The organism is Desulfitobacterium sp. LBE (assembly GCF_007830365.1).
Lineage (GTDB): Bacteria > Bacillota > Desulfitobacteriia > Desulfitobacteriales > Desulfitobacteriaceae > Desulfitobacterium > Desulfitobacterium hafniense.
The window spans coordinates 4985721-5008941 of sequence record NZ_VLKD01000001.1 but is presented as its reverse complement, the minus strand read 5'-3'; the positions used below and the strand labels follow the sequence as shown (position 1 = coordinate 5008941).

The window sequence follows — 23221 nt, the reverse complement described above, 5'->3', positions numbered from 1 at the left end:
CAAATCTTTCCACCTAAACTTCCACCCGGCGAAATTTCGCCAGGAAAAAGCCATCCATACCCTGTTTATGGGGCAAAATCTGCAGAAATCCCTTGGCGGCTTGTTTCCTGTCTTGTTCTGATGCCAAAGAATAAGGAAGCTCCCCGCTGAGATCAACGGTGGTGAATTCCGGATGCTTGGCACGAAAAGCCTTTACCACTTCGAAATTCTCCTCAGGCTCAATCGTACAGGTCGAATAAACCAGCTCGCCGCCGGCCGCAACGCATTGAGCCGCCCGCTCCAGGATGGCCAATTGCAAGGCCGGTAAAGTTTTTATTTCATCCTCTTCCTTATGCCAGCGCATATCCGCCCGGCGGCGCAGGACCCCCAACCCCGAACAGGGGGCATCCACCAATACTTTATGACAGGAAGCATCTTTTACACCCGCCAGCTCCCGGGCATCTCCGGCCTGGGCGCGGATGATGGTAATCCCTAAACGGGCGGCCAGATCTTCGATGAGCTTCACCTTATGGGGATGGATATCAAAAGCGAGGATTTCCCCCTGATTCTCCATCCTTTGGGCCAGGTGGGTGGTTTTCCCTCCCGGGGCGCCGCAGGCATCCAACACTTTTTGCCCGGCTTGGGGATTCAAGACATGAGCAATCAATTGAGAACTTTCATCCTGAACGGTAAAGAGTCCTTCCTGAAAGCTGGGCAGTTGATCCAGAGATCCGAATTCTTCGATCATCAAACTCTCCGGAACCCGTTCCCCAATCGTCACCTTTACCCCTTCCTCCTCCAGCCTTGCCTGCAAGTCCGCCCGGGAAATCTTCAGGGTATTGGTGCGGATCCACACCGGAGCGGGCTCGTTATTGGCCTGACAAAGAGCTTCCGTATCCGCCATGCCATAGCGTTTCAACCAGCGCTTCACCATCCACTCCGGGTGCGAATAGCGCAGGGAAAGATAGCGGACGGGCTCCTTCTCCTGGCTGGGCCAAGGCATCTCCCAACCGGTTTCCAAAACTCTCCTTAAGACACTGTTCACTAAGGAAGTGTATTTTCCCTGCTGCTTTTTGGTCAATTCCACCCCTTCGTTGATGGCCACAGCAGCGGGAATCCTGGAAAGGTAGAGAACTTGCAAGGCGCTGATTCTGAGAATCCAACGCACCTCATGGGGCAGTTGGGATAAAGGTTTGCGCAAGTGGCGCCTTAAGGCGTAATCCAGGGTCAGACGGTGTTTTAACGTCCCATTGACCAAAAGGGTGGTTAATTGACGTTCCCGGGGATCGCTTAAATCGTGCAGAGACTTTTGCATTACCAGATTGGCATAGGCTTTTTCTTCCTCGATACGCTGGAGAATCTGTACAGCCAGGGCCCTTGAGGTTATTTTATCCATGCTTTATTCATCCTTTGTCCATCCCTTGTCTGTCTTTTACGAGAAACACTCTCCCACCTGTCCATGACGGCCTAAGAAAAAGTCCCGGGCCGGCATAGGTTTCTTTCCTGCAGGCTGCACCTCAGCAATCCGAATCAATCCTTCCCCGGTCTGAACCAACAAGCCCTGCTGATCCCATGCGATAATTTCACCCGGCCTAGCGTCCTTAAGAGCAAGCCGATTCGGTTCTGCTTCAGATCCTCCCTCTTCACCAGAGACTCTTGATTTCCACACTTTGACCGTTTCTTCTCTGAACAGAGTATAGGAGCCGGGCCAGGGATTCAGGCCGCGGATTTGATTATGAATAGCCTGGGCGCTGCGTGCCCAGTCGATCTTCTCATGTTCCCGGGTCAGCAAAGAGGCATAACGCACCGGCCCCTTTTGGGGTGTCCTGGGCAATTCTCCTTTGCGGAGCTGCTCCAAGGTAGCGATGAGAAGCTGAGCGCCGGCTTGGGCCAGATCATCATGAAGCTCCCCGGTGGTGGTATCCTCCCCAATCGGGAGTTCGGCTTTCAGAAGCATATCTCCCGTATCCAGCCCTTCATCCATCTGCATGGTTGTCACGCCGGTCCTTTGATCTCCCTCCAGGATGGACCAATGAATGGGAGCGGCACCGCGCCAATCCGGCAAAAGGGAGGCATGGACATTGATGCAGCCATAAGGGGGCAGTTCCAGGATTTCCTTGGATAATAGTTGTCCGTAGGCCACCACGATGATGACCTCCGGGATCAGTTCCTTTAAGATTTCCAGGCTCTCGGGGCTTTTGACTTTGTGGGGCTGATAAACGGGCAGCCCCAGCTCCTGAGCGGCTGTCTTAACCGGACTGGGCTTCAGGTTCTTGCCCCGGCCGGAAGGGCGGTCCGGCTGGGTAAACACTCCCGCCACATCGTGACCGTGAGCCGCCAGGGCTTGGAGAGTTGGAACGGCGAAGTCCGGCGTTCCCATGAAAACGAGTCGCATAGTGATTACTCCTTATATTGAAGGTTATATCTCCAGGATTTTGCTTTACGTCGTTCGCTCCATAAGCTGCGCGGACAAAACTAACGCTCAAGCCCTCCGCTCCATCGGGTCCCCGCCCAAATCGCTCCTGCTCAATGGGCGGTTGGAAACGTCCTGTTTCCAACCTGACTCCGCTGCATGCTTTTCGCGAAGTTTTGTTTCCGCTCGCTTAAATTCGCTTCCCTCGTGTAAATCAAAATCCTTGGGCTGTTTCTTGGGTTCAAGCAAGCGGGGCGTTGTAGGATAGGGATTACTTCACTCAGGACCCTTAAGTGCTGCTTATACTCAAGAGAAGATCTGAAAAGAGGACCTTCAAGTGTAGCTTTGCGCACAAAAGGGAACGGATTTAGCGGAGGGGTGGTCGGGTGAAGGTCGCTTTCTTAACATAGCGCAGCCACGGTTCACATGCAGAAAACAGCGGGGTTTGGCGTAGCTGTTAAGGAAGCGAGTGAACCAGCCCCGGAGCTATGGAGAGACCGTTGTGCGTAAAGCTACACACGACCCAAGCATCGGTTCCCCTTCTACCAATACAGCCAACAGGTGCTACCTCCGAGAAGTCTTCTTCGCTTTATCAACGAACAAGATCCCTTCCAGGTGGTCGATTTCATGCTGGAGGCAGCGGGAAAGCAGTCCTTCTCCTTCGATGACCTGGAGCTCTCCCTGGCGGTTGAGGGCTTCTACTTTGACTTTGGCTGCCCGGGCTACCTGACCGGTTATGCCGGGGATGCTTAAGCATCCTTCATCATCAAGATCTTCGCCCTCTTTGGCAATGATGACAGGGTTGATCAGCTCTATGGGGCCTTCTCCTACGTCGATAACGACAACGCGCTTGGAGACTCCCACCTGGGGAGCGGCCAAGCCTACCCCATTGGCATCGTAGAGCGTATCCAGCATATTATCTAAAAGCTTTTCAATATTAGGTGTTATCTCTTTGACGGGAACAGCTTTCTCCCGCAGTACTTCGGAACCAATTTCTACAATCTGATAAATCGCCATGTCACGGTTTCCCCTTCCTACTCATTTCTTCTTATTTTATTATTTATTATACTACATATCTCCAATATTGAACGAGACCCCATTCAGGAGGAGATCCAACACCCACTGAAGGCCTGCCGAATCCACCCTGGACTTGGGGCGGGTTAGTTCAATACTCGATAATGTCTTACATGCTTAAGGGATCTACTTCGATATTGAGTTGAATTCCCGAACTAATGGGATCACGTGTAAAACGCCGGACACCTTGATGCAAGAATTCACGTAGTGTATCCATAAGTTTTCCTTTAACCGAGACCTGCCAGCGGAAATGATTTTTGAGGCGGGGAATCACAGCCGGAGCAGGGCCGAGAATATCTAAAGAAGTATTCCCATTTTGATCGGATACTATTCCCTGCCTTAAAGAATTGACTAGGCTATGGGCTCCTTTGATCACTTTCTCTTCCTTTTCATGAATAAGGGTCACCCGGATGACATGGGTGAAGGGAGGATAATTTCTGGCTTTCCGATAGCCAATCTCTTCCCAAAAGAAGCCCTTAAAATTGTGCTGAGAGGCTTGAATAATCGCCCTGTCTTCCGGTGTATAGGTCTGAATCACAACCTGCCCGGGTTTTTGACTGCGGCCGGCCCGGCCGGCCACTTGGGTCAGAAGCTGGAAGGTTCTCTCCCTGGCACGGAAATCCGGCATATTCAGCATCTGATCGGCTGCCACAACTCCTACTAAAGTGACATTAGGAAAATCCAGTCCCTTGGCCATCATCTGGGTGCCCACGAGAATATCTGCCTCTTGGCGGCGGAATTTGCCCAGAATGTTCTCATAGGCATCTTTGGAGCGGGTGGTATCAAAATCCAGGCGGAGGATTTGTGCCGCCGGGTAAAGTCCTTTGATTTCATCTTCCACCCGCTGAGTCCCTTGCCCAAAAAACCGAATATAGCGGCTGCCGCATTCCGGACAGGTGCGGGGAGGAACCTCTTCATGATTGCAATAATGGCAACGCATGGTGTGGCCTTGAGTATGGTAAGTCAGAGCAATATCACAGTCATGACAGCGAATCACATAACCGCATTCCCGGCAGACCACAAAGGTGGAGTAGCCGCGGCGGTTTAAGAACAGCATGGACTGTTCTCCCCGCTCCAGGGTCCTTTTCAGCTTGTCTTGCAGGGAGAGGGAAAACATACTGCGATTCCCTTTAATCAATTCCTCCCGCATATCCACCACTTCCACAGGGGGCAGCGGGCGGCGGTTGACCCGTTCTTCCATGGTAAGCAAAGGAACCTTGCCGGTCTGAGCCGCGGCATAGGCTTCCAGCGAAGGGGTAGCGCTTCCCAAAAGCACTACTCCCCGGAGCTGTTCCATCCGTTTACGGGCTACATTGCGGGCATGGTATTTGGGATTTTCCTCTTGGTGATAGGCGCTCTCATGCTCTTCATCCAAGATGATCAAGCGTAAATCAGGCAGCGGGGCAAAAACCGCCGAACGGGCCCCGACGACAATCCTGATTTTCCCCTGGAGAATATCCTGCCAGGCCTTGGCCTTTTCCCCCACTTGCAATCCCGAGTGAAGTACAATCAACTGCTCGCCGAATTGGTCTTGAAAATAGCGGGCGATCTGAGACGTCAGCGAAATCTCAGGAACCAATAAAATGGCTGAACCACCTTTAACCAGCACTTCCCCAATCAGTCTTTGGTAGACTTCCGTCTTGCCGCTGCCGGTAACCCCATGCAAGAGCAGGGTTTCATAACTTTGTTTATCCAGGGCCTGAGTAACTTTTTCACATACTTTCCCTTGTTCAGGAGTGAGTGTCCGCAGGTAATCCGGTCCCTGGTGAACATTAAGTTCAATATCGGCTTCATGCATCATACCGGTCATCGATTCCCTATCTCCCAGGTCATCGCCAACCCTCTCTTCGGGAGTAAGCGCAGCCTGGACCTTGCGGGGAACACCGGAGGTAAAGCGGGATTCCAGTTTGAGCCAGCCTTGTTTGGCTAAGTGCTCTACCTGAGTCTTGGACAGCCCTGAACGCTTAAGATAGGTGCTCAGGGGCAATGCCTTATTCCGCGACCGAAAGATAACCGCCAATGCCTGATAGGTCTCTGAATCCAGGATTTTTAAAGCCTTAACATCCTCATCCTCCTGGGCAGCCATAGGAATGACATACTCTTCCACCTTACCCTTGAGCAGGGGCCAAACGGTATGAAGACTCTGGGCGATGGAGCAGATGGTCGTCTCCGCCAGCCACAGAGCTAAATCCACAAGATCTTCAGGAACGACATACATAGTGTCAACAATCCCCAAAATGGGTTTTAGAGCCGAGTGGGCTATCTCCTGGGGCAGCTGCTCCGTGACCCGGACCACCACGCCTTGAACCTGACGGTATTGCAAAGGCACAAGGACCCGCATCCCTCTTTTTAAGGATAGCCCTTCAGGAATTTGATAGTGAAACACCTGATCAAGACGACGATTGGCCACATCAACAAGAACTTCTGCATAATGCACTTTCATCGTCTCCTTTATTCTTTCTTATGCCTTCAGACGAAGCTGCACTTCATCTGAAGCTAAGTCTACTTTATCATATAAAGGGGCAAATACCTAAATCCTTGCCTAATGAACATGATCCAAAAAGGGATGCCGGCTTTTCCAACATCCCCGAACCTTTCATCTATAGCTTTGCCGCTTACACCACAGTAACGGCTGTTCCTGAGGCGCTCACCATAAGCATGCTGCCGCTTTGCCCCACCACTTCATAGTCGATATCCACACCGACCACGGCGTTGGCTCCCATGCGGGCGGCATTTTGCTCCATTTCTTTAAGGGCTATTTGACGGGCATCCTGAAGTTTTTCTTCATAGGCCCCTGAGCGGCCGCCAATGATATCCGTGATGCCGGCAAAGATATCCCGCACCACATTGGCACCCATGATGGCTTCTCCTGTAACGATTCCATAGTAGTTCTGAATCTTACGGCCGTCGATATTAGGGGTTGTTGTTACAATCATAGACTATACCTCCCGCTTTAAACATCAGCTTAGTTACTAAAAGTTAATTCTCCGCGAAGCAACAGAGTCCTGCTTAGTCATTATCTAATATTCTCGATGTTTCGATACTTTACACCTTTAATGACTACAAATTTACAAAACAGGAAAAATAATAACTCGATCTTCCTTCCCAGAGCATCATCCTCAAGAAAACTCTTGCCAAACTAATTTTATTTATGCTATGCTCTAAGCAAGGTAATTATCCCGTGACCTTTAAATTAGTCCCGTGAGACTAAGAAGGAAATGGCGTACCATGAACTATGTGCATGGACACCTCTTTCTTGCTTGCGGGCAAGGAAGAGGTTTTTTGTTTTACTAAAAAAGGAGGACAACCCATGATTAGAGAAGTTCAGATTCATGAAAGACTCTCTCTTGCCCAAACGATACCCCTGGGATTGCAACATGTTTTCGCTATGTTCGGAGCCACGGTACTGGTTCCTTTTCTCACCGGATTAAGTCCCGCCGTCGCTCTTCTCTCCTCAGGGATTGGCACCATCGTTTTTCTTCTCTTAACTAAAAGTCAAATCCCAGCTTATCTCGGCTCATCTTTTGCTTACATTGCCTCCTTGACTTATTTTGTTAAGGATCAAAACAATTTAGCCGCGGCTATGGGCGGCGCACTGGTCATCGGAATTATTTATGTCCTTCTTTTTGCTCTCATGAGTTATTTCGGAAGTTCCTGGATTCATAAAATTGTTCCTCCGGTAGTAGCCGGTCCTGTCGTGGCCATTATCGGCTTAAGCCTCACACCTACCGCCGCCGGAATGGCTTCCGAGCAATGGTATATCGCCATCTTTACCTTGGCTGTTACCGCTTTCCTCAGCATCTATGCCAAGGGCTTCTTAAAAATCATTCCCATTCTTTCCGGAATTATTATCGGTTATATTGTCGCTGCTTTCGCCGGCCTGGTGGATTTCACCGGAGTAACGGCTTCTCTGGCCTCTTTGGACAAGATTATCGTCTCCCCTATCAACGCCGACACTTGGCAGGCACCCGTCTTTAATAAAGCTGCTATCCTGATGTTTGCCCCTTTGGCCTTTGTCACCATTATTGAAGATTTAGGCCACATGATTGTTCTGGGAAATATCACCCATTCCGACCCCATCGAGAAACCAGGATTTAACCGGGTCTTGCTGGGCAATGGTCTCGCCACCGGAATCGCCAGTTTCTTAGGCGGCCCTCCGGTCACCACTTACGGTGAAAACATCGGCGTACTGGCAGTTACTCGGGTTTACAGCACCTTCAATATCTGGGTAGCAGCTTTTATCGCCATTATCCTGAGTTTCGTCAATCCCCTGCAAGCTCTGATTATGTCCATCCCCACAGCGGTTATGGGTGGAGTATCCCTCTATCTCTTCGGTATGATTGGGGTCACCGGTCTGCGCACTTTGATTGAAGCGCGAGTAGATTTCTCTAAGAACAAAAACCTCATTATCGCCTCCGTCATCTTTGCCGTAGGAATCGGCGTCTCCAGCCATGGTGTCGCTTATGCCACCTTAGCAGGAATTATCCTTAACCTGGTTCTCCGGGAAGAGAAGGATGAAGTAGCCGGGAGTGGCAAAGAAGTATCCTAAGCTAACCGTTAAACGCCAAAGCCTTAGAGAGACTGACATTACAGTCCTCTAAGGCTTTTTTGATCGTTCCTCACGATAGGGGCAAGATAAAACATTAAACCCCAAAAATAGGCTCTTGACTTTTATAAAAGCCTATGTTGGAATAAATTTGTAAACTTGTGTCCAGAAGGGGGGCTAGGCTTATGGATAACAAAGTTGAGTACTGGTTTAGCATAGCCGATTATGATTTTGAAACTGCAAAGGCAATGTTAGAAACAAAGCGGTATCTATACGTCGGCTTTATGTGCCATCAAACAATAGAAAAGGCACTCAAAGCAATTATTGCCCGCGACTGCGCCGATGGGGAACTACCGCCAAAAACTCACGACTTGACCAAACTATCCATTAGAGCAAAACTCATAGACATAATGAGCGACGAACAGCAGGATTTTATTGAGGAATTAAACCCGCTGAACATTGAAGCGCGTTACCCGGAATATAAAGAGCGTATAGCGCAAACGCTTGATAGCGAGGTAGGTCAAACCCTTATCAAGAGAACGGAGGGGCTTTTATGTTGGATAAAGGAACAGTTATAAATACCGTCACACAATATGCTGACGCTGTAACAAAAGAATTCAGCCCTGCCGCTATTGTCTTATTTGGATCTTATGCGAAAGGTGAAGCACATGACGAAAGTGATATTGACGTTGCTGTCATCTTTAACGGATTTTCCGGTGATTGGCTGAAAGCATCGTCTTTGCTGTGGCGTTTGCGTCGTGGTATCAGCTACGACATTGAACCGCACTTATTGGATACCACGGACGACAAAAGTGGCCTTGTGCAACATGTTTTCAAGACGGGGCAAATTATTTATCAGTCATAATTTTCGCGTTGCATTACTCTGTTTTGGGCTTAATAAAGCTTTAATAAAGAGTGAGCTCTGTAGACGCTTTATTTTATCGCCTGAGACCACCCTTAAATGCCAAAGCCTTAGAGAGACTGACATTACAGTCCTCTAAGGCTTTGGCATTTAGATCAACCTTATAATTTTCCATCGCTTATTTCCTGCTTGATATCCCGCATTGTATCTTCAAGCAGACGCTTTCTTCCTTCTTTTACTGCCGCCCTGCCCTCATGAAGCAGGCGGTAAATCCGGATTGTAGAGCATACCATAAAAGTTCGCTATCCTCGGCTGCCCTGCCATGTTTGCAGCCAATCCACAACCCGCCCACTCAACTGGAGATGAGCGGCCTTCACCGCCAGGAGCCAGGCCAGATCCTCCGGCGTATCCAAGTCCCGCCGGACCGGCCCCAATCCTGCACGTAAGCCGTGGGCAGCACAGCAGGCCAGAGCATCGGCCAGCACACTGCCGGTGCTGTACCGCTGTCCCTGGAAAACGGGGCGGAAAGGGGTGTGCATCCCTACCAGCCAGTACCCGCCATCGGTTGAGGGACAAAACACAATGTCCTTTTCCTCCAGGATGCGGCCTGCTTTTGCCACCTCCCCAGGGTCAAGGAGAGGCAGGTCGGAACCCAGCAGCAGGCAATCTTTGTAGCCAAGAGTCAGGACCGTATCCAGGGCATTATATATCCGCGCCCCCAAACCCCTCCCCTTCTGGGGGTACAGGCGTGCCTTCTCCGGCAGTTCATCCAGCAGCTCCACCGGCCCCTCATCCGAGTAAAAGATAAAGAGTTCCCGTTCCAAAGTGGCAAGGGCATAGGCTGTGTCCAGAGTCATGGCCTTCTGCAGGGCGGCGCATTCCGCTCCGCTCAACAAAGGCATCAGCCTGGTTTTCACCCTGCCCGGCACAGCAATCCTCGTCAACAAAATCAGCGCGCCTTTACTCATTGCCTCTCCTCACATCACGATATGCCCGGCTGATGGTCTCAATGTCCACCCCCCGGCGGTACATAGCCCGCAGCCGCTGCATAGACCAGGTCACCCGGAAGATCCCACCCGCCTGAAAGCGCCGGGATGAAGTAATGATCCGGCTCTTCACCTGCACCGGAAATACCTTCAGGCGCTTCAGCCTCAGGGAAAGCTCATAATCCTCCATAATCGGCAGCTCCGGAAAGCCCCCTACTTGCTCAAAAAGAGCCCGGGTCATAAACATCCCCTGATCTCCGAAGGCGATGTGCCCCCAGCGCACCCGCAAATTGGACAGATGCCCGCCCAGCCGATAGAGAAGACCGGTGTTGTCAAAGCGGAGGGTGAGACAGCCCCACCTCGCTCCCCTGTCCACAGCAGCCCGGATGTGGAAGAGGGCGTCGGCAGGGACGATGCTGTCACAGTGAAGAAAGAAGAGCACATCCCCCCGGGCCTCAGCCCCAGCCCGGTTGCATTGAGCAGCCCGCCCTTTGGCCCCCGTTATCACCCGGTGACCTGTCAGCAGTTCCAAAGTACCGTCAGTGCTGCCCCCGTCGGAAAACAGCACCTCATGCTCTCCCGCCAGGCTGTCCAGGGAGGGTAAAAAAGTAGCCAGGGTCTGTTCCTCGTTGTAAACCGGGATAATGACGGAGATCATACGCCCTCCGTAGCCCCGCCGCAGCTGGAGCCTTGTCCTGCCGTACAGGCATAGCAGTGTTTGCCAAAGCGGATTCTCTGCTTCGCCATGGGCTTGCCCGTCCAGTCGAAGATCGTGGCGCCGTCAGCCATAGGCATATCCGCCGCCTGGTTGAAGTCGCAGTTGTAGAGCTTGCCGTCCCAGCCCACCGACACCTGGAAGCGGCACATCATGCTTTCCAGAGTGCTTGCATTAAAGGCTCCATAGAGCCTGTACATGTAGTCCTCCAGATTGCCGGAGCGCTCCAGAAAGGCCCCGAAACGGCCGATGGGGTTGTTGGTAATCGTGAACAGATGGCTGAAGCTCACTCCGTACTCCCGCAGCAGATGTTCCTTGTACTCAGCCTCCATAGCAGTCTGGGAGGGGGGCAGAAAAGCCCCGCCCGGGTTATAGACCAAGTCAAGAACTAATTCCGGCTCTTGTCCATAGCCCACTTCGTTCAGCCGCTTCATAGCTTCGATGGACCGCCGGAAGACCTGCTCTCCCCGCATACGGTCGGTGTTCTTGGCTGTGTAATGGGGTAGGGAGCAAACCACGTTGACGCGGTGATCCCGGTAGAATCCCGGCAGATCGGTATACCCTTCTTCCAACAGGATGACCAGGTTGGTGCGCACGATAACATGAGCACATCGCTTGGCGCACTCTCCCACAAACCAACGGAAGTGGGGGTTGAGTTCGGGGGCTCCGCCGGTGATGTCCACCGTGGCGAAGGGATTTTCCTCCAAAAGGCGCAAGCAGGCTTCCATCACCTCCCGGCTCATCTCCTCAGTCCGGTTGGGTCCGGCTTCCACATGGCAATGCTTGCAGGCCAGATTACACCGCTTTCCCACGTTGATTTGCAGCACCGAAAGCCGCTCGGCGGTATCCATCAAGGCTTGATCCCCGAATTTTGTCTCAAAAGCCGGGATGCCGTCCAGCCTTTCCAGTCTTGCATCACCCATAGCTTAGAGCTCCAGCTTCTTCACGATATTTTTCATCTGCACCCCGTGGACCAGGCTGGCTCCGCCCCGGATAGCGCAGGCAACATGGATAGCCTCGGTCATCTGCTCCTCTGTGACCCCCTTGGACAGGCAGTCCTGAGTATAGGAGTCAATGCAGTAAGGGCACTGGACAGCTGTGGCCACTGCCAGAGCGATCAGGGATTTTTCCCGGGCGGTCAGATTCCCCTCGGCGAAGACTGCGCCATAATAGCCCATGAACTTCTCCCATAGTTCGGAAGCACACTCTCCCATAGTAGCGAATTTCTCCAGATCCTTTGCTTCATAGTAAGTCGCCATAGTGCATTTCTCCTTTATTTTGCAAATTTTCTTCTCGCCCGGTTGAAAAGGGCGTGGGCGGCATCCGGCTCCTCCTCTACTCCCAGCAGGGAGGAGAGAAGATGGCGCACCTGGCCGCAGCCCTGACGCTGGAACTGCCCGGAGCAGGAAGCACAGTAGGTATAAATGGTCTCCCCTGCCCCTTCCTCCTTTACCAGGGCACACAGCTTGTCTGCCGCCGCCGGGCCATGGGCGGCGATGTCCCCCCGCAATCCGCAGCAGGGAACCCTCTCCATGGTACGCAGACCCGCCAAAGATACCAATTCACCGATCTCTTCCAGAAGCCGCCCCGCCTCCCGATCCGGACAGGGGCGAAAGACTACTCCGGACGGGGGTGGGCTCTGGCTGGTGTAACCCCAGCGGGAAAGCAGGGCGTAGATGCTGATCACCGGGAAAGCCAGTGTTTCACCGAGATACTCCAGGCAGTTGGGGCACAGACAGACTACCTCCCCCACGCCCAGCCGCTCCAGCCGCTCAGTCATCTTTTCCCCGATCCGCACCATGTGCCTCTCCCCCTTCAGCTCCGCCACCGGTTTGCCGCAGCAGTCATAGGCCACGCCCACCCCATGTTCCCGGCACAACTCCGCCAGTGCGTCCATGGTCTTGGGGAACTGGGAAGGGAAACTGCACCCCGGAAAGAGCAGGGTCGCACAGGACCCTTTCGGGTAGTTGCGGAAAGGATAATGACTCTTTTCCAATAAAGTGATGAGCTGTCTCGTCTTCACTCCTTCACCCCCTTCTTCAATATGAAGGATAATGTCAACACAAGGGCCAGCAAGGCCCCTGCAATCATTAAATAAAGACCCCGTCTCTCCGGACTGGCCACCCCTGCCGCCCCTACGGTATAGGCCGCAGTGCCCGGCAGCATAAAAAGGGCCGAGTACAAAGCATAGGGCAGGAATCTGATGTCAGTGATGCCGTAGGCAAAATTTTGCAGATTGTAGGGGAAAAGCGGTACCAGCCGGGTGATCGCCAACAAAAATACATCTCTCTGTCCCGCTCCCGCAAAGAGCAGGCGGTTGAGATAGCTGTTCTTTGCCAACTGGGGCTTCAACGTATCCTTGAGAAAGTAGCGCCCGGCCAGAAAAGACAGGCAGGCGCCCAGGGTCACGGCCAACCAGCAGGCCAAGGTTCCCCATACAGGACCGAAAAGCACCCCGGCTACAATAGCAAAGGTCACCCCCGGCAAAGCCAGCAGCACACAGCCGGCCACGGTAAGGACCCCGTAGAGCAGCAGGGCCAGGGCAAAGTTATCCTCCAGAGCGCGGCGCATAAGGGGCAGAGTCTCCTGGTTGGCAAGATAATCCGACCAACCGAAGATAAGGTTGCCGATTAACACCAGTACAGCTAACCCCAAAAAGAGCCAAGGCTTTCTATTGTTCATCCGTGGCTTCCCTTTTCCGCTCCTGATAAATCTTCCTGAATAGGTAAATCAAAACTGTAAGGGCGAAGAGGATCAGCAGGGCGGTGACGAAGAGCCTGGCCCCTCCGGTGAGCATACCCCCCACATAGGAGTACACAAGGGTGGCCGGGAGCTGCCCGATGCCCGTAGCCAGGAAAAAGCCCCAAAAGCTCATGCCTGTCAGCCCCGCAGCATAGCTCACCAAATCGAAAGAGACGAAAGGGAGCAAGCGGCAGATAAGAATAGTATGCTTTCCGTACTGCCTGAAAAATACATCCACGCTGCTCAGTGCCGTCTTAGAGGCCAGCTTCTCTACGGTGTCCCGCCCCAGAAGGCGGGCAAGCCAAAAGCAGATGGCCGCTCCGGCCATGGCGCTGGACCAGGAGAGGATGGCCCCCTGCCACCAGCCGAAGATCATAGCGTTGGCGAAGGTAATCAGAAAGGCCGGAAGAGGGGCAGCCACAGACTGGAGGAGCATCAGGCAGAAGGAAACAACGACGGCCCAGGGACCGAAGGAGCGGATGTACTCCACTACCTGGCTGACGTCCATTGAGGAGAGCAGGGTGAAGACTGACCCAAGTCCGCTCCTAAGGGGAGGTACAATCAGGCAAATGATCACCGCCAGAATAATGACTGCCCAAACAGTCCACTTCCGATATTTTTTCGACCATCTTTGTTCGTTCATTGACATACCTCGTTTCTACCCACCGGGCACAATGTGCTAAGGGCTGCCAGGGAAAGCAATAACCCCCTGGCAGCCCTTCTTTAGCCGTATCGATCCTTACCTTGGGCATCTGCAAAGAGCACATCTTCACTGCCCGTTCGGTCTTTATATACTGAGGATCGTCCATGTACTGGTCGCTGAATGATGTGGTCACCCTAGAGGCGGCCTAATTAGGAATGGTAGAGTCGTTGGCAGTGGTAGTGTATTCGGGAATTTTCCAACCATCACCACCACCTTCCAGGATGAACAGGCGCTCGGGGGCAACCCCCTGATCCTGCAGGAAAGATATGGCCCGTTTGGCCCCTTTGTTGCCGCTCTTGCATACGATCACGATGGGGTCATCACCCTGGAGATTGGGCACCGCATCTTTCAATACCTGTTCAAGCTCCGGAGTATCCATAGGATAGCTGGGCACGTGGTAGGCACCGGGAATATGACCTTTAGTATACATGTCATCCGGGCGGCTATCAAGAATGATGACGCTCTCCTGAGCATCCAGCATAGCCTTGGTCTCGTCCGCGGTCTTGTACTGCCAGCTGATGTCGGCCTCTGCACGATCGGCAGCCGGCGCTGCGGAACCTCCGCTGGCAGGTGTTGCCTGAGTACAGCCTGCCAGCACGGATACTGATAAAAGCAGGCACATTGTCAGGGACAGTAATTTTCTCATAGTTAACCCTCTCCTCCTTCTTATCTCTGCTACAATCTTCATTATAATCAGGCAAATAATGGGGTGTCCAATTGAAAATTACAATCAGATACCCAAGCACTATAGTTTTTTTATATGAATCCATAGCCCTGCAGAGCCACCTGAAGAGCAGCCAAACGTGGGGAAATCCATTTCACAGAAATATTAAAGAAGCACAGAGATATTAAAGAAGCCAGGATTTTTAAACAATTAATGATATACTTAAGCCATTCATAATTAATGATCACTATACATTTGGAGGTTATGTATGTTTTACGATCCCTTATATCATCCTTATCCTTCCAAGCGTTCCCTGAGCTTTGCCAGCCGGGGCATGGTGGCCACTTCCCAAGGCCTGGCCGCGCAAGCCGGTTTGGACATCCTCAAAAAAGGCGGAAATGCCATTGATGCGGCTGTTGCTACTGCCGCTTGTTTAACTGTGGTTGAACCCACCTCCAACGGTATGGGCGGCGATGCTTTCGCTCTCGTCTGGACCAAAGGCCGGCTGCATGGCCTGAATGCCAGCGGGACAGCCCCTGCTTCCCTCTCCGGTCATGATCTCATCAAAGCCGGACATAAGGAGATGCCCCAATACGGCTGGATTCCCGTGACGGTGCCGGGTGCGCCTGCAGCCTGGGCAGCCTTATCGGAACGCTTCGGCCGGCTGCCCTTGACTGAAGTCCTTAAACCGGCCATCGATTATGCTGAGCAGGGCTATCCCGTCTCCCCCGTGCTGGGCCAGAACTGGCAGATAGCCTACGGGAAATACGCCCAGGAGCTCAAGGGGGAGGAATATTCATCCTGGTTTGAGACCTTTGCTCCCCAAGGGCGCGCTCCTTTCATCGGCGAAGTCTGGCGTTCTCCTGATCATGCCCGCTCTTTAACCCAAATCGCGGCAAGCAAGGCCCAGGCTTTCTATAAAGGAGACTTAGCCGATCGGATCGATGCCTTCTCCCAAAAATACGGCGGTCATCTGCGCAAAAGGGATCTGGAAGACTATCAGCCCCTCTGGGTGGACCCCATCCATCTCAATTACCGGGACTATGATGTCTGGGAAATCCCCCCTAACGGCCATGGCTTAGTCGCCCTGATGGCGCTTAATATCCTTAAAGGCTTCCAATTCTCGGCAAAGGACTCTATCGAAACCTATCATAAGCAGATCGAGGCCATTAAGCTGGCTTATGTGGACGGACGCAAATATATTGCCGATCCCCGGAGTATGGAAGTCAAGATCAGCGATCTGCTCTCCGAAGGATATGCTCTGGAACGCCGCAAACTCATCGGCCAAACCGCCCTCCTCCCCGAGCCGGGCACTCCTCCCAAAGGGGGAACAGTCTACCTCGCTACTGCCGATGATGAAGGAAACATGGTGTCCATGATTCAGAGCAATTATATGGATTTCGGCTCAGGTCTGGTGGTTCCCGGCACGGGGATCAGCCTCCATAACCGGGGCAATAATTTTTCCCTCGATCCCCACCATGCTAACTTTTTAGAACCTAAAAAACGCCCCTACCATACCATTATTCCCGGCTTCCTTACTAAAGACGGCAGCGCGGTCGGTCCTTTTGGGGTCATGGGCGGATTCATGCAGCCCCAGGGGCATGTTCAGGTGCTGATGAATGCCATCGACTTTCATCTCAATCCCCAAGCCGCCTTGGACGCTCCCCGTTTTCTCTGGGTCCAGGACCGCCATGTTCAGGTAGAGCGTTCCCTGCCTTCCCATATCGGGGACGGCCTCAGCCGTATGGGGCATGAGATCGAGTGGAGTGCGAATACCGGACTCTTTGGACGAGGACAGATCATTTGGCGCAATGACAAGGATGTCCTGGTCGGCGCTACTGAGCCGCGAACTGATGGAGTCGTTGCCGCTTGGTAATAACTAATCATGGGAGCCGGCTCCCTTAAGCTTGGACTAAATGAAAATTTGGCCGTTTTGGATTGACTCATCCAGATGAGTCGATCTCAAAACGGCCAATTTTTATCCCCCTAGGAGGGCGGCGGCAGACTGATCACTACACGGCACCCTCCTTCCGGCAGGTTTTCAAACTCCGTGGTCCCCTCATGAACCCTTGCGATCTGCCGGACCAGGGTCAGGCCCAAGCCATGGCTCGGCATCCCGGTCAAAGAGTCCTCCCCCTTGAGCCGGTCCAGAAGCTCTTGGTCAAAGCCCTTGCCGTTATCGGAGACAGAGATGACCCGGCGGGAACTTTCCTGGTGGAGAGCAATGCGGATAGCACAGCCTTGGGGATTATGGCGGATGCTGTTTTGGATCAGATTATAAACGGCACGCCTGAGCAGCTCCTGATCCCCCAGGACCTTAGCCTGCCGGGCTGATTCGCCCACATCTAATTCAAGTGAGTAGGGCCGGGCAAGCCCTCCGTTTAAAAAATCAGCGGCAATCTGACGCAGCAAGGGCGCCAGGAGAACCTCCTCCTGGTGCAAGGGCTGCATATCGTATTCCAGCTTGGAGGCCAGATTCAGATCGTTGACCAGGGTCTTGATCCGTTGGCTTTGCTGGCGCACGATTCCCGCCTGCTCCCTGACCGGCCGGGCAAGCTCCTGATTATCCTCCAGCTGGCTGGCATAGCCCATGACCATGGAAAGAGGAGTGCGGATGTCGTGGGATATGCCGGCGATCCATGAGGTTCGTGCCTGCTCCCTTTTTTGCAGGGCGATCTCCTGCCTTTGCAGCTCCCGGGAGGTTTGATTCAGAGCGGCGGCCAGCTCCCCTAAAACTCCGTTGGTCCCCAGCTGCACCGGCTGCTTTGCCGCCATTTGTTCAATCCCCTTCACCAGGGTGTGCATGGAGCGGAACAGGCGCAGGCCAAGCAGCAGGGCCAGCAGCACGGCAGCCAGCCCATTGGCCGCCAGCACGATAGGTATCCAAAAGATGGTTTTGTCCATAATGCTTTGGGGCAGCTCCATGCCCATTTTCCAGACGCTTCCCTTGGGACAGCCCACCACCAGAAGCCCGTCCTGATGGCGCCAGACATAGACGGGATAATCCTGCAGATACCATTTGGTAAAGCTGGCTACTTCCGGGATGGTATAGGTTCGGGAAAGCTCCCGGGGCAAATTCAGACTCCACAGGATTTCTCCTGAATCACTCAGAAGCATGGCCCATTCATAGCGGGCCGTCATGGCCTGCCGTGCACTGTCGGCAAGGGTATACTCTTCCCCCTCCTTGGCCAGGCCGTCGGCAATGACGGAAACCCGGTAAGCGTTTCCGTTTTCTTGTTTAGCTCCGGTCACCCACAGCAAAAACAAAGCGGCATTCAGGATCAGCAGAATCAGCGCAATGCCGGCGGCGCTGCCCACATAACGTCCCAAAATCCTCAGCATGTTTTTCATTTTTCCACCACCCCGGTCAGCTTGTATCCTAAACCCCGCACCGTGAGGAGGCAGCAGGGAGAAGAGGGTTCCGGTTCTATTTTTTCCCGCAGGCGGCGGATGTGCACCATCAGCGTATTCTCATATCCGTACAGATCATCCCCCCAGACCGCCCGGCACAGACTGTCTCCGGTGACGATGTTGCCCCTGTTTTCATACAGTTTTGTCAATAAGATATATTCTTTAGCGGTCAGGGTCACCTGACCCTGGGGACGGGTCACCAAGGCGCTGTTCAGATCCACCACCGCTTCCCCCAGGCGGAAGAGGGGTTTCTTGCTCTGCCGCAGGGTGGGGGGAAAATAGGTTCGCGTCAGCACGGCCTTGAGCCGCAGCAGCAGTTCCCGGGGCAGAAAAGGCTTGGTGATATAATCGTCGGCACCGAGCCCCAAGCCGAGTAAACGGTTCTCATCCTCATCCCGTGCCGAGAGAAACAGCACCGGCACCGGGGAAAAGCTTCTTAATTCAGCCATTAATGAAAAGCCGTCGCCATCGGGCAAGGAGACATCCAAAATCACAACCTGGGGCTGTTCTGTTTGGAACAGCTCTTTTGCTTGTTGGCAGCTGGCTGCTGTCCGGACGCGCTGAAAGCCTTCTTTGTGGAGAATCTCCACCAGCATCCCGCGCAGCTCCGGTTCGTCATCCACTAATAATAGTTTGCAGTCAAAAATTGTCTTCATGTTCATCACCGCTTTTATTATAAGGTATTGCCGGGAGAATACCTATGAGCCGGCAAAGATTTAAGGTAAATGTAAGGTGGCCCACAGGTTCCTGTAAGCCTGCTCTGCTATGCTGAGCTTACTTTCAGATTAAAGGTGGTACTTGTATGGCTGATATTATCAAAACACAGGGTCTGTGTAAGCACTATGGCAAGACGCCGGGAGTCAGTGATTTGGATCTGTCGGTTGCCGAGGGAGCCGTCTACGGTTTTCTTGGTCCCAACGGCGCCGGCAAATCGACAACACTCAAAATGATTCTGGGCCTGGTTAAGCCCACCGCCGGCAGCATTACGGTATTCGGCAAAACCATGAATCACCGCAGCCGCATGTCCATTCTCAGGGATGTGGGGTCTTTAATTGAGTCCCCCAGCTATTATGGCCATTTAAGCGGCTATGAAAATCTCCGGATTATTGCCACCCTCAAAGGTACTCCGGAAAAAGACATCGGCCGGGTTCTGGAGATTGTCCGGCTGGAAAACCAAAAAAATAAAAAGACAAATCAATATTCTCTGGGCATGAAGCAGCGTTTGGGGCTGGCCTGCGCCCTTTTGGGCAATCCCCGGCTTTTGATTCTGGATGAACCTACCAACGGACTTGATCCCGCCGGGATTCAGGAAATGCGGGAACTGATCCGTTCCCTGCCCAAGGAATACGGGATCACGGTTCTGGTCTCCAGTCATTTGCTCAGTGAGATCGAGCAAATGGCGACCAATCTGGGCATCATCAGCAAGGGCCGGCTTGTTTTTCAAAGCAGCTTAGCAGCCCTGCACCAAAAAAGCAGCCCCAGCATAGCCATCCGCACTTTGGATAATCACCGGGCCGCCGCTGTTCTGAGGGAACAAGGTATTGCTGTGCAGAGCCAGCAGGATTACCTGCTCCTCCCAGCCTTTGCGGATTGGGAATTGTCCCGTTTAACCCTGAACCTGTTTGAACAGAAGGTAGGGGTCGTGCGGATTGAACAGCGCGAAAAAAGCCTGGAAGATATCTTCCTGGAACTGACGGGATCGGCGGTGAGTTTATGAGAAAAGCCCTGTCCGTGGAATTCAGAAAAACCCGGCACCGCAAGATTTGGCTGATTGTGGCCGCCTTGCTGGGCTTTCAGCTGCTCTGGTTCTTCTGGGGGTTAAAGAATATGGACGCCGGGAAGCTGCAGCAGGGCTGGCTGCTCTGTCTGTACCAGTTTCCTGTGCTCAATGCCATTATGCTGCCGGTGGTCACAGCCGTTGTGGCCTCCCGGCTCAGCGATGTGGAGCATAAAGGGCAGACCTTCAGGCTTTTAAATACGGTCATGCCGGCGGGAAAATTGTTTGATGCCAAATTTCTCTGCGGCGCCTTCTATCTTCTTGCCCTCGTTATTTTACAGGTCATGGCTATGCTTTTAGCCGGCTATGCCAAAGGTTTTACGGAATCTCCTCCCCTTCCCCAGCTGGGATACTACCTTCTGTTTACCTCCTGGGTGACTCTCACCCTTTTGCTGCTTCAGCAGACTTTATCCTTGCTGTGCAGCAATCAGATGATCCCTCTTTCCCTGGGATTGCTGGGGGGCTTCGCCGGGCTTTTCATCATGTATCTCCCCCCGCAATTTGCCAGGCTGATTCCCTGGGGCTATTACGGGGTGTTGATGCAGGTGGGGATGAATTGGGACCGGGAAACACGGATCAGTGATTTTTATTGGACGGATATCGACTGGCCGGGATTCCTGATCATCACAGCCGCCTCCCTGCTGTTCTATAGCGGCGGGCGTGCCCTCTTCAGGAGAAAGGAGGTATGATTATGTTTGGCCGCGCTCTTAAAGCCGAAGGAATGAAGCTGCGCCACAGTCCCGTCTGGCTGGCCTTTATCCTGCTGCCTATTCTGCCCGCTTTGATCGGAACCTTTAACTATTTGCTGAATATCGGTATTTTGCAGGATGGATGGTACAGCCTCTGGACCCAGCACACCTTGTTTTCCTGCTATTTCTTTCTTCCCGCCATTATTGGTGTCTACTGCTCCTATCTCTACCGGCTGGAGCATCTGAACCACAACTGGAATTCGGTTATGACCATGCCCATACCGGTGAGCTGTTTCTTTCTCGCCAAGCTGTGCATCGCCTCGGCTATGGTCATCTTCACCCAGGTATGGACAGGGGCATTGTACCTTTTGTCCGGAAAACTGGCGGGGCTGTCTTCCCCGGTTCCCGGACAATTTCCGGAATGGCTGCTGACCGGCGCTGCGGGAGCCATCGCCATCTGCGCCGTACAGCTCTGTTTATCCCTGATGATCCGCAGCTTTGCCGTGCCGGTGGGGCTGGCCCTGATGGGAGGTATTGCCGGGCTGGGCATGCTTGCCAAAGGGTATGGGGTCTTCTTCCCTTATTCCCTTTTAAGCCTGGGCATGCGCGCCAATCAGCCTGGGGGGCCTATGCAGTGCGATCTGGGGCACTTTCTCCTGAGCTGTGCCCTCTATGTCCTTGCTTGCGTACTATGGGCCGTGCTCTGGATGAAGCGGCGTGATGTTCACACCGGCTGAGCCGGGTTTGTGGAAAGGGGCCTGCCTTAGCTAAATGAAAATTCGGCCGTTTTGCGATGGATTCATCTAGATGAGTCAATCCAAAACGGCCGAATTTTTAAGCAAAGAACCCTGATTCCCCGATCAGTAAGTCGGTTAATTCCAGTCGATGTCTGAATGGTTAACGGTTTCATTGTTGGCTATTTCTTTTTCGGCTTCTGTTAACCTCGCTCTCTCCGAAGAGGTTAGCTTTGTAAAATCGCTGTCCCAGGCAAGGACCATTCTTTTAATCATTTCAAATGCCAGTTTTTGTTCCGACTCAGGCAACATATCGATCATATCAATAATTTGCTTTGAAACTGCGGACATAGTATCACCTCTCCTTATTTATATATGTCCCCTCGTGAGCCGATATCTTTAACCATCAGGACTTCTTTATTATTAATTGCTTACATCGAGACCCCTGGGCTCTCTGCTCATCTCTTTGCTTCCATTGCTAAGGATCAAAATTCAGTATAAAATAAGATCAAAATATAGACTTAATTTTGCACAGGAGTGATATTATGATTATAAAGCCCACCTCTTCACTGAGAACAGAACTTGGGAAAATTACTAAAATATGCAAGGAGAAGGCCGAACCTGTTTATCTGACCAAAAATGGTGAGGGTGAATTGGTTATTATGAGCATAGCTGCTTACGAGCACAGGGAGGCTATGTTAGATCTGAGGACTAAGCTATTAGAAGCCGAAAAGCAGCGTCTTAATGGCGCACCGAGCTATACCTCAGATGAAGTGAGGGAATATATAAGGAGTCTTCACAATGATCAAGTATAAAGTCACTCTATTGCAAGCGGCCCGTGATGACATTGGCGAGATATTCATATATATTGGGGCAGACAATCCAGAATCAGCCCTGGAAATATCGGAGAAGATTATTGAGAAAATCGACTTATTGGCAGAATTTCCGTATGCGGGGAAAATCGTACCTGACAGTGCATTAGCTAAGCAGGAATACAGGATGCTCATTGTCAGCAACTATATAGTTTTTTACAAAGTCATTGATAATGAGGTTATCGTATACAGAGTTCTTCATGGAATGCGCGATTGTCCCGGCTTATTCAATGAATAGTCGTAACTTTCCACTAGAAGGGTTTCCCTTGAAATTCAACAAAATCAAAGCCCCCTGGCCTCTCGATTGACGAGGGGTCAGGGGGCTTTGCTGCCCTCAGCAATTATTGGCGCCCAGCTCCCGCATCGTGCAGCTGCCCTTAAGATGGCAAAAATCGCAATGGGTTTTACCTTTGAAATCCGGCAAGTTGCTGCCCACTCCCATGACCATGGCAATGGATTTTTTGGGCAGCATAAGGTTGGAGTCGGTCAGGCTGATGCCGATCTGCTCCCCTTTCAGGTAATCTATGATCGTTCTTACATCTTCGAGGCCTTTCCAGTAAGAATGTCCGGGACCTAAAGAAAACGTGGTATCCAGCTGCTTTTCTTTATAGAGTCCTGCGAGTTCGGCGATAGCATGATAGGCCGCTTTGGCCAAAATCGCCGATCCGGCCGCATCCAGGATAAAGGCTTCCAGGGTTTTGCCTTGATGGGTGTATTCCTTGACCCGTTCATCGATCCCTTCCCCGATGGTCATCGCAAACAAAACCGCACTCTCTGCCGGGCCTAACACCTTGGGCAATAAGCTGCCCCTTAAGGTAAGCCCACCCTCAAGATAGAGCTCCTGCTGCTGCGAACCCAGCACTTTGACTTCCTGCCAAATGATGCTGACCTTTGCCAATTCCCTGGCTTCCGCCAATAGCTTGATGTTTAAATCCACCATGTCCTGTCTCGGTGAGCGGCGGCTCAGATCCGCTCCCTGAGCCGTAAACAGCTCTTCTATGGTTATCTCCGGCACCAAAACCGCCAAGGATCCTGCTTCTGCCATAGTGTCCCA

At 52.5% G+C, this 23221-nt stretch carries 26 protein-coding genes and 1 pseudogene; 9 read left to right on the top strand and 18 right to left on the bottom strand.

Going from position 1 to position 23221, the window contains the following annotated elements:
* Window positions 1-13: 13 nt before the first annotated feature.
* From rsmB to DESLBE_RS23610, 6 genes and pseudogenes are all read right to left on the bottom strand, one after another.
* Entirely contained in the window at window positions 14-1375 is a 1362-nt protein-coding gene (gene rsmB / locus DESLBE_RS23640) for a 16S rRNA (cytosine(967)-C(5))-methyltransferase RsmB (RefSeq protein ID WP_144678400.1), read from the bottom strand.
* 36 nt (window positions 1376-1411) lie between these two features.
* Window positions 1412-2374 carry a methionyl-tRNA formyltransferase gene (gene fmt, locus DESLBE_RS23635; protein ID WP_144678399.1) on the bottom strand — a complete coding sequence of 321 codons (963 nt, stop codon included), beginning with the start codon at window positions 2372-2374 and terminating at the stop codon, window positions 1412-1414.
* Between the two features lie 28 nt (window positions 2375-2402).
* Window positions 2403-2537, bottom strand: a pseudogene (locus DESLBE_RS27485) (16S rRNA processing protein RimM); the annotation flags it as partial.
* A gap of 419 nt (window positions 2538-2956) precedes the next feature.
* A complete protein-coding gene (gene def, locus DESLBE_RS23620; protein ID WP_144678398.1) occupies window positions 2957-3409 on the bottom strand; it encodes a peptide deformylase in 453 nt (150 codons plus the stop codon).
* A 166-nt stretch (window positions 3410-3575) separates the two neighbouring features.
* Window positions 3576-5903, bottom strand: coding sequence for a primosomal protein N' (gene priA, locus DESLBE_RS23615; protein ID WP_026198952.1), 2328 nt, complete (start codon window positions 5901-5903; stop codon window positions 3576-3578).
* A gap of 178 nt (window positions 5904-6081) precedes the next feature.
* Window positions 6082-6402 (bottom strand): heavy metal-binding domain-containing protein, encoded by a 321-nt coding sequence (locus DESLBE_RS23610; RefSeq protein WP_005811819.1) that lies wholly within the window; start codon window positions 6400-6402, stop codon window positions 6082-6084.
* 374 nt (window positions 6403-6776) lie between these two features.
* On the opposite strand from DESLBE_RS23610, the gene DESLBE_RS23605 reads away from it, so the two are divergent.
* From DESLBE_RS23605 to DESLBE_RS23595, 3 genes are all read left to right on the top strand, one after another.
* Entirely contained in the window at window positions 6777-8015 is a 1239-nt protein-coding gene (locus DESLBE_RS23605) for a solute carrier family 23 protein (RefSeq protein WP_144678397.1), read from the top strand.
* A gap of 182 nt (window positions 8016-8197) precedes the next feature.
* Window positions 8198-8590 carry a HEPN domain-containing protein gene (locus DESLBE_RS23600; protein ID WP_011460531.1) on the top strand — a complete coding sequence of 131 codons (393 nt, stop codon included), beginning with the start codon at window positions 8198-8200 and terminating at the stop codon, window positions 8588-8590.
* Window positions 8566-8877, top strand: coding sequence for a nucleotidyltransferase domain-containing protein (locus DESLBE_RS23595; RefSeq protein ID WP_005811823.1), 312 nt, complete (start codon window positions 8566-8568; stop codon window positions 8875-8877). Before DESLBE_RS23600 ends, DESLBE_RS23595 begins: the two co-directional genes overlap by 25 nt.
* Window positions 8878-9176: 299 nt before the next feature.
* On the opposite strand, the gene DESLBE_RS23585 is transcribed toward DESLBE_RS23595, so the two are convergent.
* The 8 genes from DESLBE_RS23585 to DESLBE_RS23550 all read right to left on the bottom strand — a co-directional run bounded on the left by DESLBE_RS23585 (window position 9177) and on the right by DESLBE_RS23550 (window position 14666).
* Entirely contained in the window at window positions 9177-9842 is a 666-nt protein-coding gene (locus tag DESLBE_RS23585) for a TIGR04282 family arsenosugar biosynthesis glycosyltransferase (RefSeq protein WP_144678395.1), read from the bottom strand.
* Entirely contained in the window at window positions 9835-10518 is a 684-nt protein-coding gene (locus DESLBE_RS23580; protein WP_144678394.1) for a TIGR04283 family arsenosugar biosynthesis glycosyltransferase, read from the bottom strand. Before DESLBE_RS23580 ends, DESLBE_RS23585 begins: the two co-directional genes overlap by 8 nt.
* Complete coding sequence (arsS, locus tag DESLBE_RS23575; protein WP_144678393.1) at window positions 10515-11498, bottom strand: arsenosugar biosynthesis radical SAM (seleno)protein ArsS; 984 nt, start codon at window positions 11496-11498, stop codon at window positions 10515-10517. The genes DESLBE_RS23580 and arsS overlap by 4 nt, the downstream gene beginning before the upstream one ends.
* A gap of 3 nt (window positions 11499-11501) precedes the next feature.
* Window positions 11502-11834: an arsenosugar biosynthesis-associated peroxidase-like protein gene (locus tag DESLBE_RS23570; RefSeq protein WP_005811834.1), complete on the bottom strand. Its 333-nt coding sequence runs from the start codon at window positions 11832-11834 to the stop codon at window positions 11502-11504.
* 14 nt (window positions 11835-11848) lie between these two features.
* On the bottom strand, window positions 11849-12598 hold the full coding sequence (locus DESLBE_RS23565; RefSeq protein WP_018307008.1) for a (Fe-S)-binding protein: 750 nt from the start codon (window positions 12596-12598) through the stop codon (window positions 11849-11851).
* Window positions 12595-13257, bottom strand: a complete 663-nt coding sequence (locus DESLBE_RS23560) for a VTT domain-containing protein (RefSeq protein ID WP_018307007.1) — start codon at window positions 13255-13257, stop codon at window positions 12595-12597. The genes DESLBE_RS23565 and DESLBE_RS23560 overlap by 4 nt, the downstream gene beginning before the upstream one ends.
* Window positions 13247-13966, bottom strand: coding sequence for a TVP38/TMEM64 family protein (locus tag DESLBE_RS23555; RefSeq protein WP_144678392.1), 720 nt, complete (start codon window positions 13964-13966; stop codon window positions 13247-13249). The genes DESLBE_RS23560 and DESLBE_RS23555 overlap by 11 nt, the downstream gene beginning before the upstream one ends.
* Before the next feature lie 199 nt (window positions 13967-14165).
* On the bottom strand, window positions 14166-14666 hold the full coding sequence (locus DESLBE_RS23550) for a rhodanese-like domain-containing protein (protein ID WP_015944847.1): 501 nt from the start codon (window positions 14664-14666) through the stop codon (window positions 14166-14168).
* Window positions 14667-14952: 286 nt separating this feature from the next.
* Between DESLBE_RS23550 and DESLBE_RS23545 the strand changes: the two genes are divergently transcribed.
* Window positions 14953-16560 (top strand): gamma-glutamyltransferase family protein, encoded by a 1608-nt coding sequence (locus DESLBE_RS23545; RefSeq protein WP_144678391.1) that lies wholly within the window; start codon window positions 14953-14955, stop codon window positions 16558-16560.
* Window positions 16561-16670: 110 nt separating this feature from the next.
* Here the strand turns inward: DESLBE_RS23545 and DESLBE_RS23540 are convergent, their stop codons facing one another.
* On the bottom strand, window positions 16671-18035 hold the full coding sequence (locus DESLBE_RS23540) for a HAMP domain-containing sensor histidine kinase (RefSeq protein WP_144678390.1): 1365 nt from the start codon (window positions 18033-18035) through the stop codon (window positions 16671-16673).
* Window positions 18032-18751 (bottom strand): response regulator transcription factor, encoded by a 720-nt coding sequence (locus DESLBE_RS23535; protein ID WP_144678389.1) that lies wholly within the window; start codon window positions 18749-18751, stop codon window positions 18032-18034. The genes DESLBE_RS23540 and DESLBE_RS23535 overlap by 4 nt, the downstream gene beginning before the upstream one ends.
* A gap of 146 nt (window positions 18752-18897) precedes the next feature.
* On the opposite strand from DESLBE_RS23535, the gene DESLBE_RS23530 reads away from it, so the two are divergent.
* Genes DESLBE_RS23530 through DESLBE_RS23520 form a run of 3 tightly spaced genes read left to right on the top strand, consistent with a single transcriptional unit; the run spans window position 18898 to window position 21298 of the window.
* Window positions 18898-19812, top strand: a complete 915-nt coding sequence (locus DESLBE_RS23530) for an ABC transporter ATP-binding protein (protein WP_144678388.1) — start codon at window positions 18898-18900, stop codon at window positions 19810-19812.
* Window positions 19809-20561, top strand: a complete 753-nt coding sequence (locus tag DESLBE_RS23525) for an ABC transporter permease (RefSeq protein WP_144678387.1) — start codon at window positions 19809-19811, stop codon at window positions 20559-20561. Before DESLBE_RS23530 ends, DESLBE_RS23525 begins: the two co-directional genes overlap by 4 nt.
* Window positions 20562-20563: 2 nt before the next feature.
* Window positions 20564-21298, top strand: a complete 735-nt coding sequence (locus DESLBE_RS23520; protein ID WP_144678386.1) for an ABC transporter permease — start codon at window positions 20564-20566, stop codon at window positions 21296-21298.
* Between the two features lie 135 nt (window positions 21299-21433).
* On the opposite strand, the gene DESLBE_RS23515 is transcribed toward DESLBE_RS23520, so the two are convergent.
* On the bottom strand, window positions 21434-21646 hold the full coding sequence (locus tag DESLBE_RS23515) for a hypothetical protein (RefSeq protein WP_144678385.1): 213 nt from the start codon (window positions 21644-21646) through the stop codon (window positions 21434-21436).
* Window positions 21647-21840: 194 nt separating this feature from the next.
* Between DESLBE_RS23515 and DESLBE_RS23510 the strand changes: the two genes are divergently transcribed.
* Both DESLBE_RS23510 and DESLBE_RS23505 read left to right on the top strand, forming a co-directional pair.
* The gene (locus DESLBE_RS23510) at window positions 21841-22110 is read left to right on the top strand and encodes a type II toxin-antitoxin system Phd/YefM family antitoxin (protein ID WP_144678384.1); all 270 of its coding nucleotides are present in this window, start codon (window positions 21841-21843) and stop codon (window positions 22108-22110) included.
* On the top strand, window positions 22097-22405 hold the full coding sequence (locus tag DESLBE_RS23505; protein ID WP_144678383.1) for a type II toxin-antitoxin system RelE/ParE family toxin: 309 nt from the start codon (window positions 22097-22099) through the stop codon (window positions 22403-22405). The genes DESLBE_RS23510 and DESLBE_RS23505 overlap by 14 nt, the downstream gene beginning before the upstream one ends.
* Before the next feature lie 96 nt (window positions 22406-22501).
* On the opposite strand, the gene DESLBE_RS23500 is transcribed toward DESLBE_RS23505, so the two are convergent.
* On the bottom strand, window positions 22502-23212 hold the full coding sequence (locus tag DESLBE_RS23500) for a vitamin B12 dependent-methionine synthase activation domain-containing protein (RefSeq protein ID WP_144678382.1): 711 nt from the start codon (window positions 23210-23212) through the stop codon (window positions 22502-22504).
* Window positions 23213-23221: the final 9 nt, after the last annotated feature.

Coding starts and splice junctions, on each gene's coding strand:
- rsmB (WP_144678400.1), bottom strand. CDS start 1,375: ATGGATAAAATAACCTCAAGGGCCCTGGCTGTACAGATTCTCCAGCGT.
- fmt (WP_144678399.1), bottom strand. CDS start 2,374: ATGCGACTCGTTTTCATGGGAACGCCGGACTTCGCCGTTCCAACTCTC.
- def (WP_144678398.1), bottom strand. CDS start 3,409: ATGGCGATTTATCAGATTGTAGAAATTGGTTCCGAAGTACTGCGGGAG.
- DESLBE_RS23610 (WP_005811819.1), bottom strand. CDS start 6,402: ATGATTGTAACAACAACCCCTAATATCGACGGCCGTAAGATTCAGAAC.
- DESLBE_RS23605 (WP_144678397.1), top strand. CDS start 6,777: ATGATTAGAGAAGTTCAGATTCATGAAAGACTCTCTCTTGCCCAAACG.
- DESLBE_RS23600 (WP_011460531.1), top strand. CDS start 8,198: ATGGATAACAAAGTTGAGTACTGGTTTAGCATAGCCGATTATGATTTT.
- DESLBE_RS23595 (WP_005811823.1), top strand. CDS start 8,566: ATGTTGGATAAAGGAACAGTTATAAATACCGTCACACAATATGCTGAC.
- DESLBE_RS23585 (WP_144678395.1), bottom strand. CDS start 9,842: ATGAGTAAAGGCGCGCTGATTTTGTTGACGAGGATTGCTGTGCCGGGC.
- DESLBE_RS23580 (WP_144678394.1), bottom strand. CDS start 10,518: ATGATCTCCGTCATTATCCCGGTTTACAACGAGGAACAGACCCTGGCT.
- arsS (WP_144678393.1), bottom strand. CDS start 11,498: ATGGGTGATGCAAGACTGGAAAGGCTGGACGGCATCCCGGCTTTTGAG.
- DESLBE_RS23570 (WP_005811834.1), bottom strand. CDS start 11,834: ATGGCGACTTACTATGAAGCAAAGGATCTGGAGAAATTCGCTACTATG.
- DESLBE_RS23560 (WP_018307007.1), bottom strand. CDS start 13,257: ATGAACAATAGAAAGCCTTGGCTCTTTTTGGGGTTAGCTGTACTGGTG.
- DESLBE_RS23555 (WP_144678392.1), bottom strand. CDS start 13,966: ATGTCAATGAACGAACAAAGATGGTCGAAAAAATATCGGAAGTGGACT.
- DESLBE_RS23550 (WP_015944847.1), bottom strand. CDS start 14,666: ATGAGAAAATTACTGTCCCTGACAATGTGCCTGCTTTTATCAGTATCC.
- DESLBE_RS23545 (WP_144678391.1), top strand. CDS start 14,953: ATGTTTTACGATCCCTTATATCATCCTTATCCTTCCAAGCGTTCCCTG.
- DESLBE_RS23540 (WP_144678390.1), bottom strand. CDS start 18,035: ATGAAAAACATGCTGAGGATTTTGGGACGTTATGTGGGCAGCGCCGCC.
- DESLBE_RS23535 (WP_144678389.1), bottom strand. CDS start 18,751: ATGAAGACAATTTTTGACTGCAAACTATTATTAGTGGATGACGAACCG.
- DESLBE_RS23530 (WP_144678388.1), top strand. CDS start 18,898: ATGGCTGATATTATCAAAACACAGGGTCTGTGTAAGCACTATGGCAAG.
- DESLBE_RS23525 (WP_144678387.1), top strand. CDS start 19,809: ATGAGAAAAGCCCTGTCCGTGGAATTCAGAAAAACCCGGCACCGCAAG.
- DESLBE_RS23520 (WP_144678386.1), top strand. CDS start 20,564: ATGTTTGGCCGCGCTCTTAAAGCCGAAGGAATGAAGCTGCGCCACAGT.
- DESLBE_RS23515 (WP_144678385.1), bottom strand. CDS start 21,646: ATGTCCGCAGTTTCAAAGCAAATTATTGATATGATCGATATGTTGCCT.
- DESLBE_RS23510 (WP_144678384.1), top strand. CDS start 21,841: ATGATTATAAAGCCCACCTCTTCACTGAGAACAGAACTTGGGAAAATT.
- DESLBE_RS23505 (WP_144678383.1), top strand. CDS start 22,097: ATGATCAAGTATAAAGTCACTCTATTGCAAGCGGCCCGTGATGACATT.
- DESLBE_RS23500 (WP_144678382.1), bottom strand. CDS start 23,212: ATGGCAGAAGCAGGATCCTTGGCGGTTTTGGTGCCGGAGATAACCATA.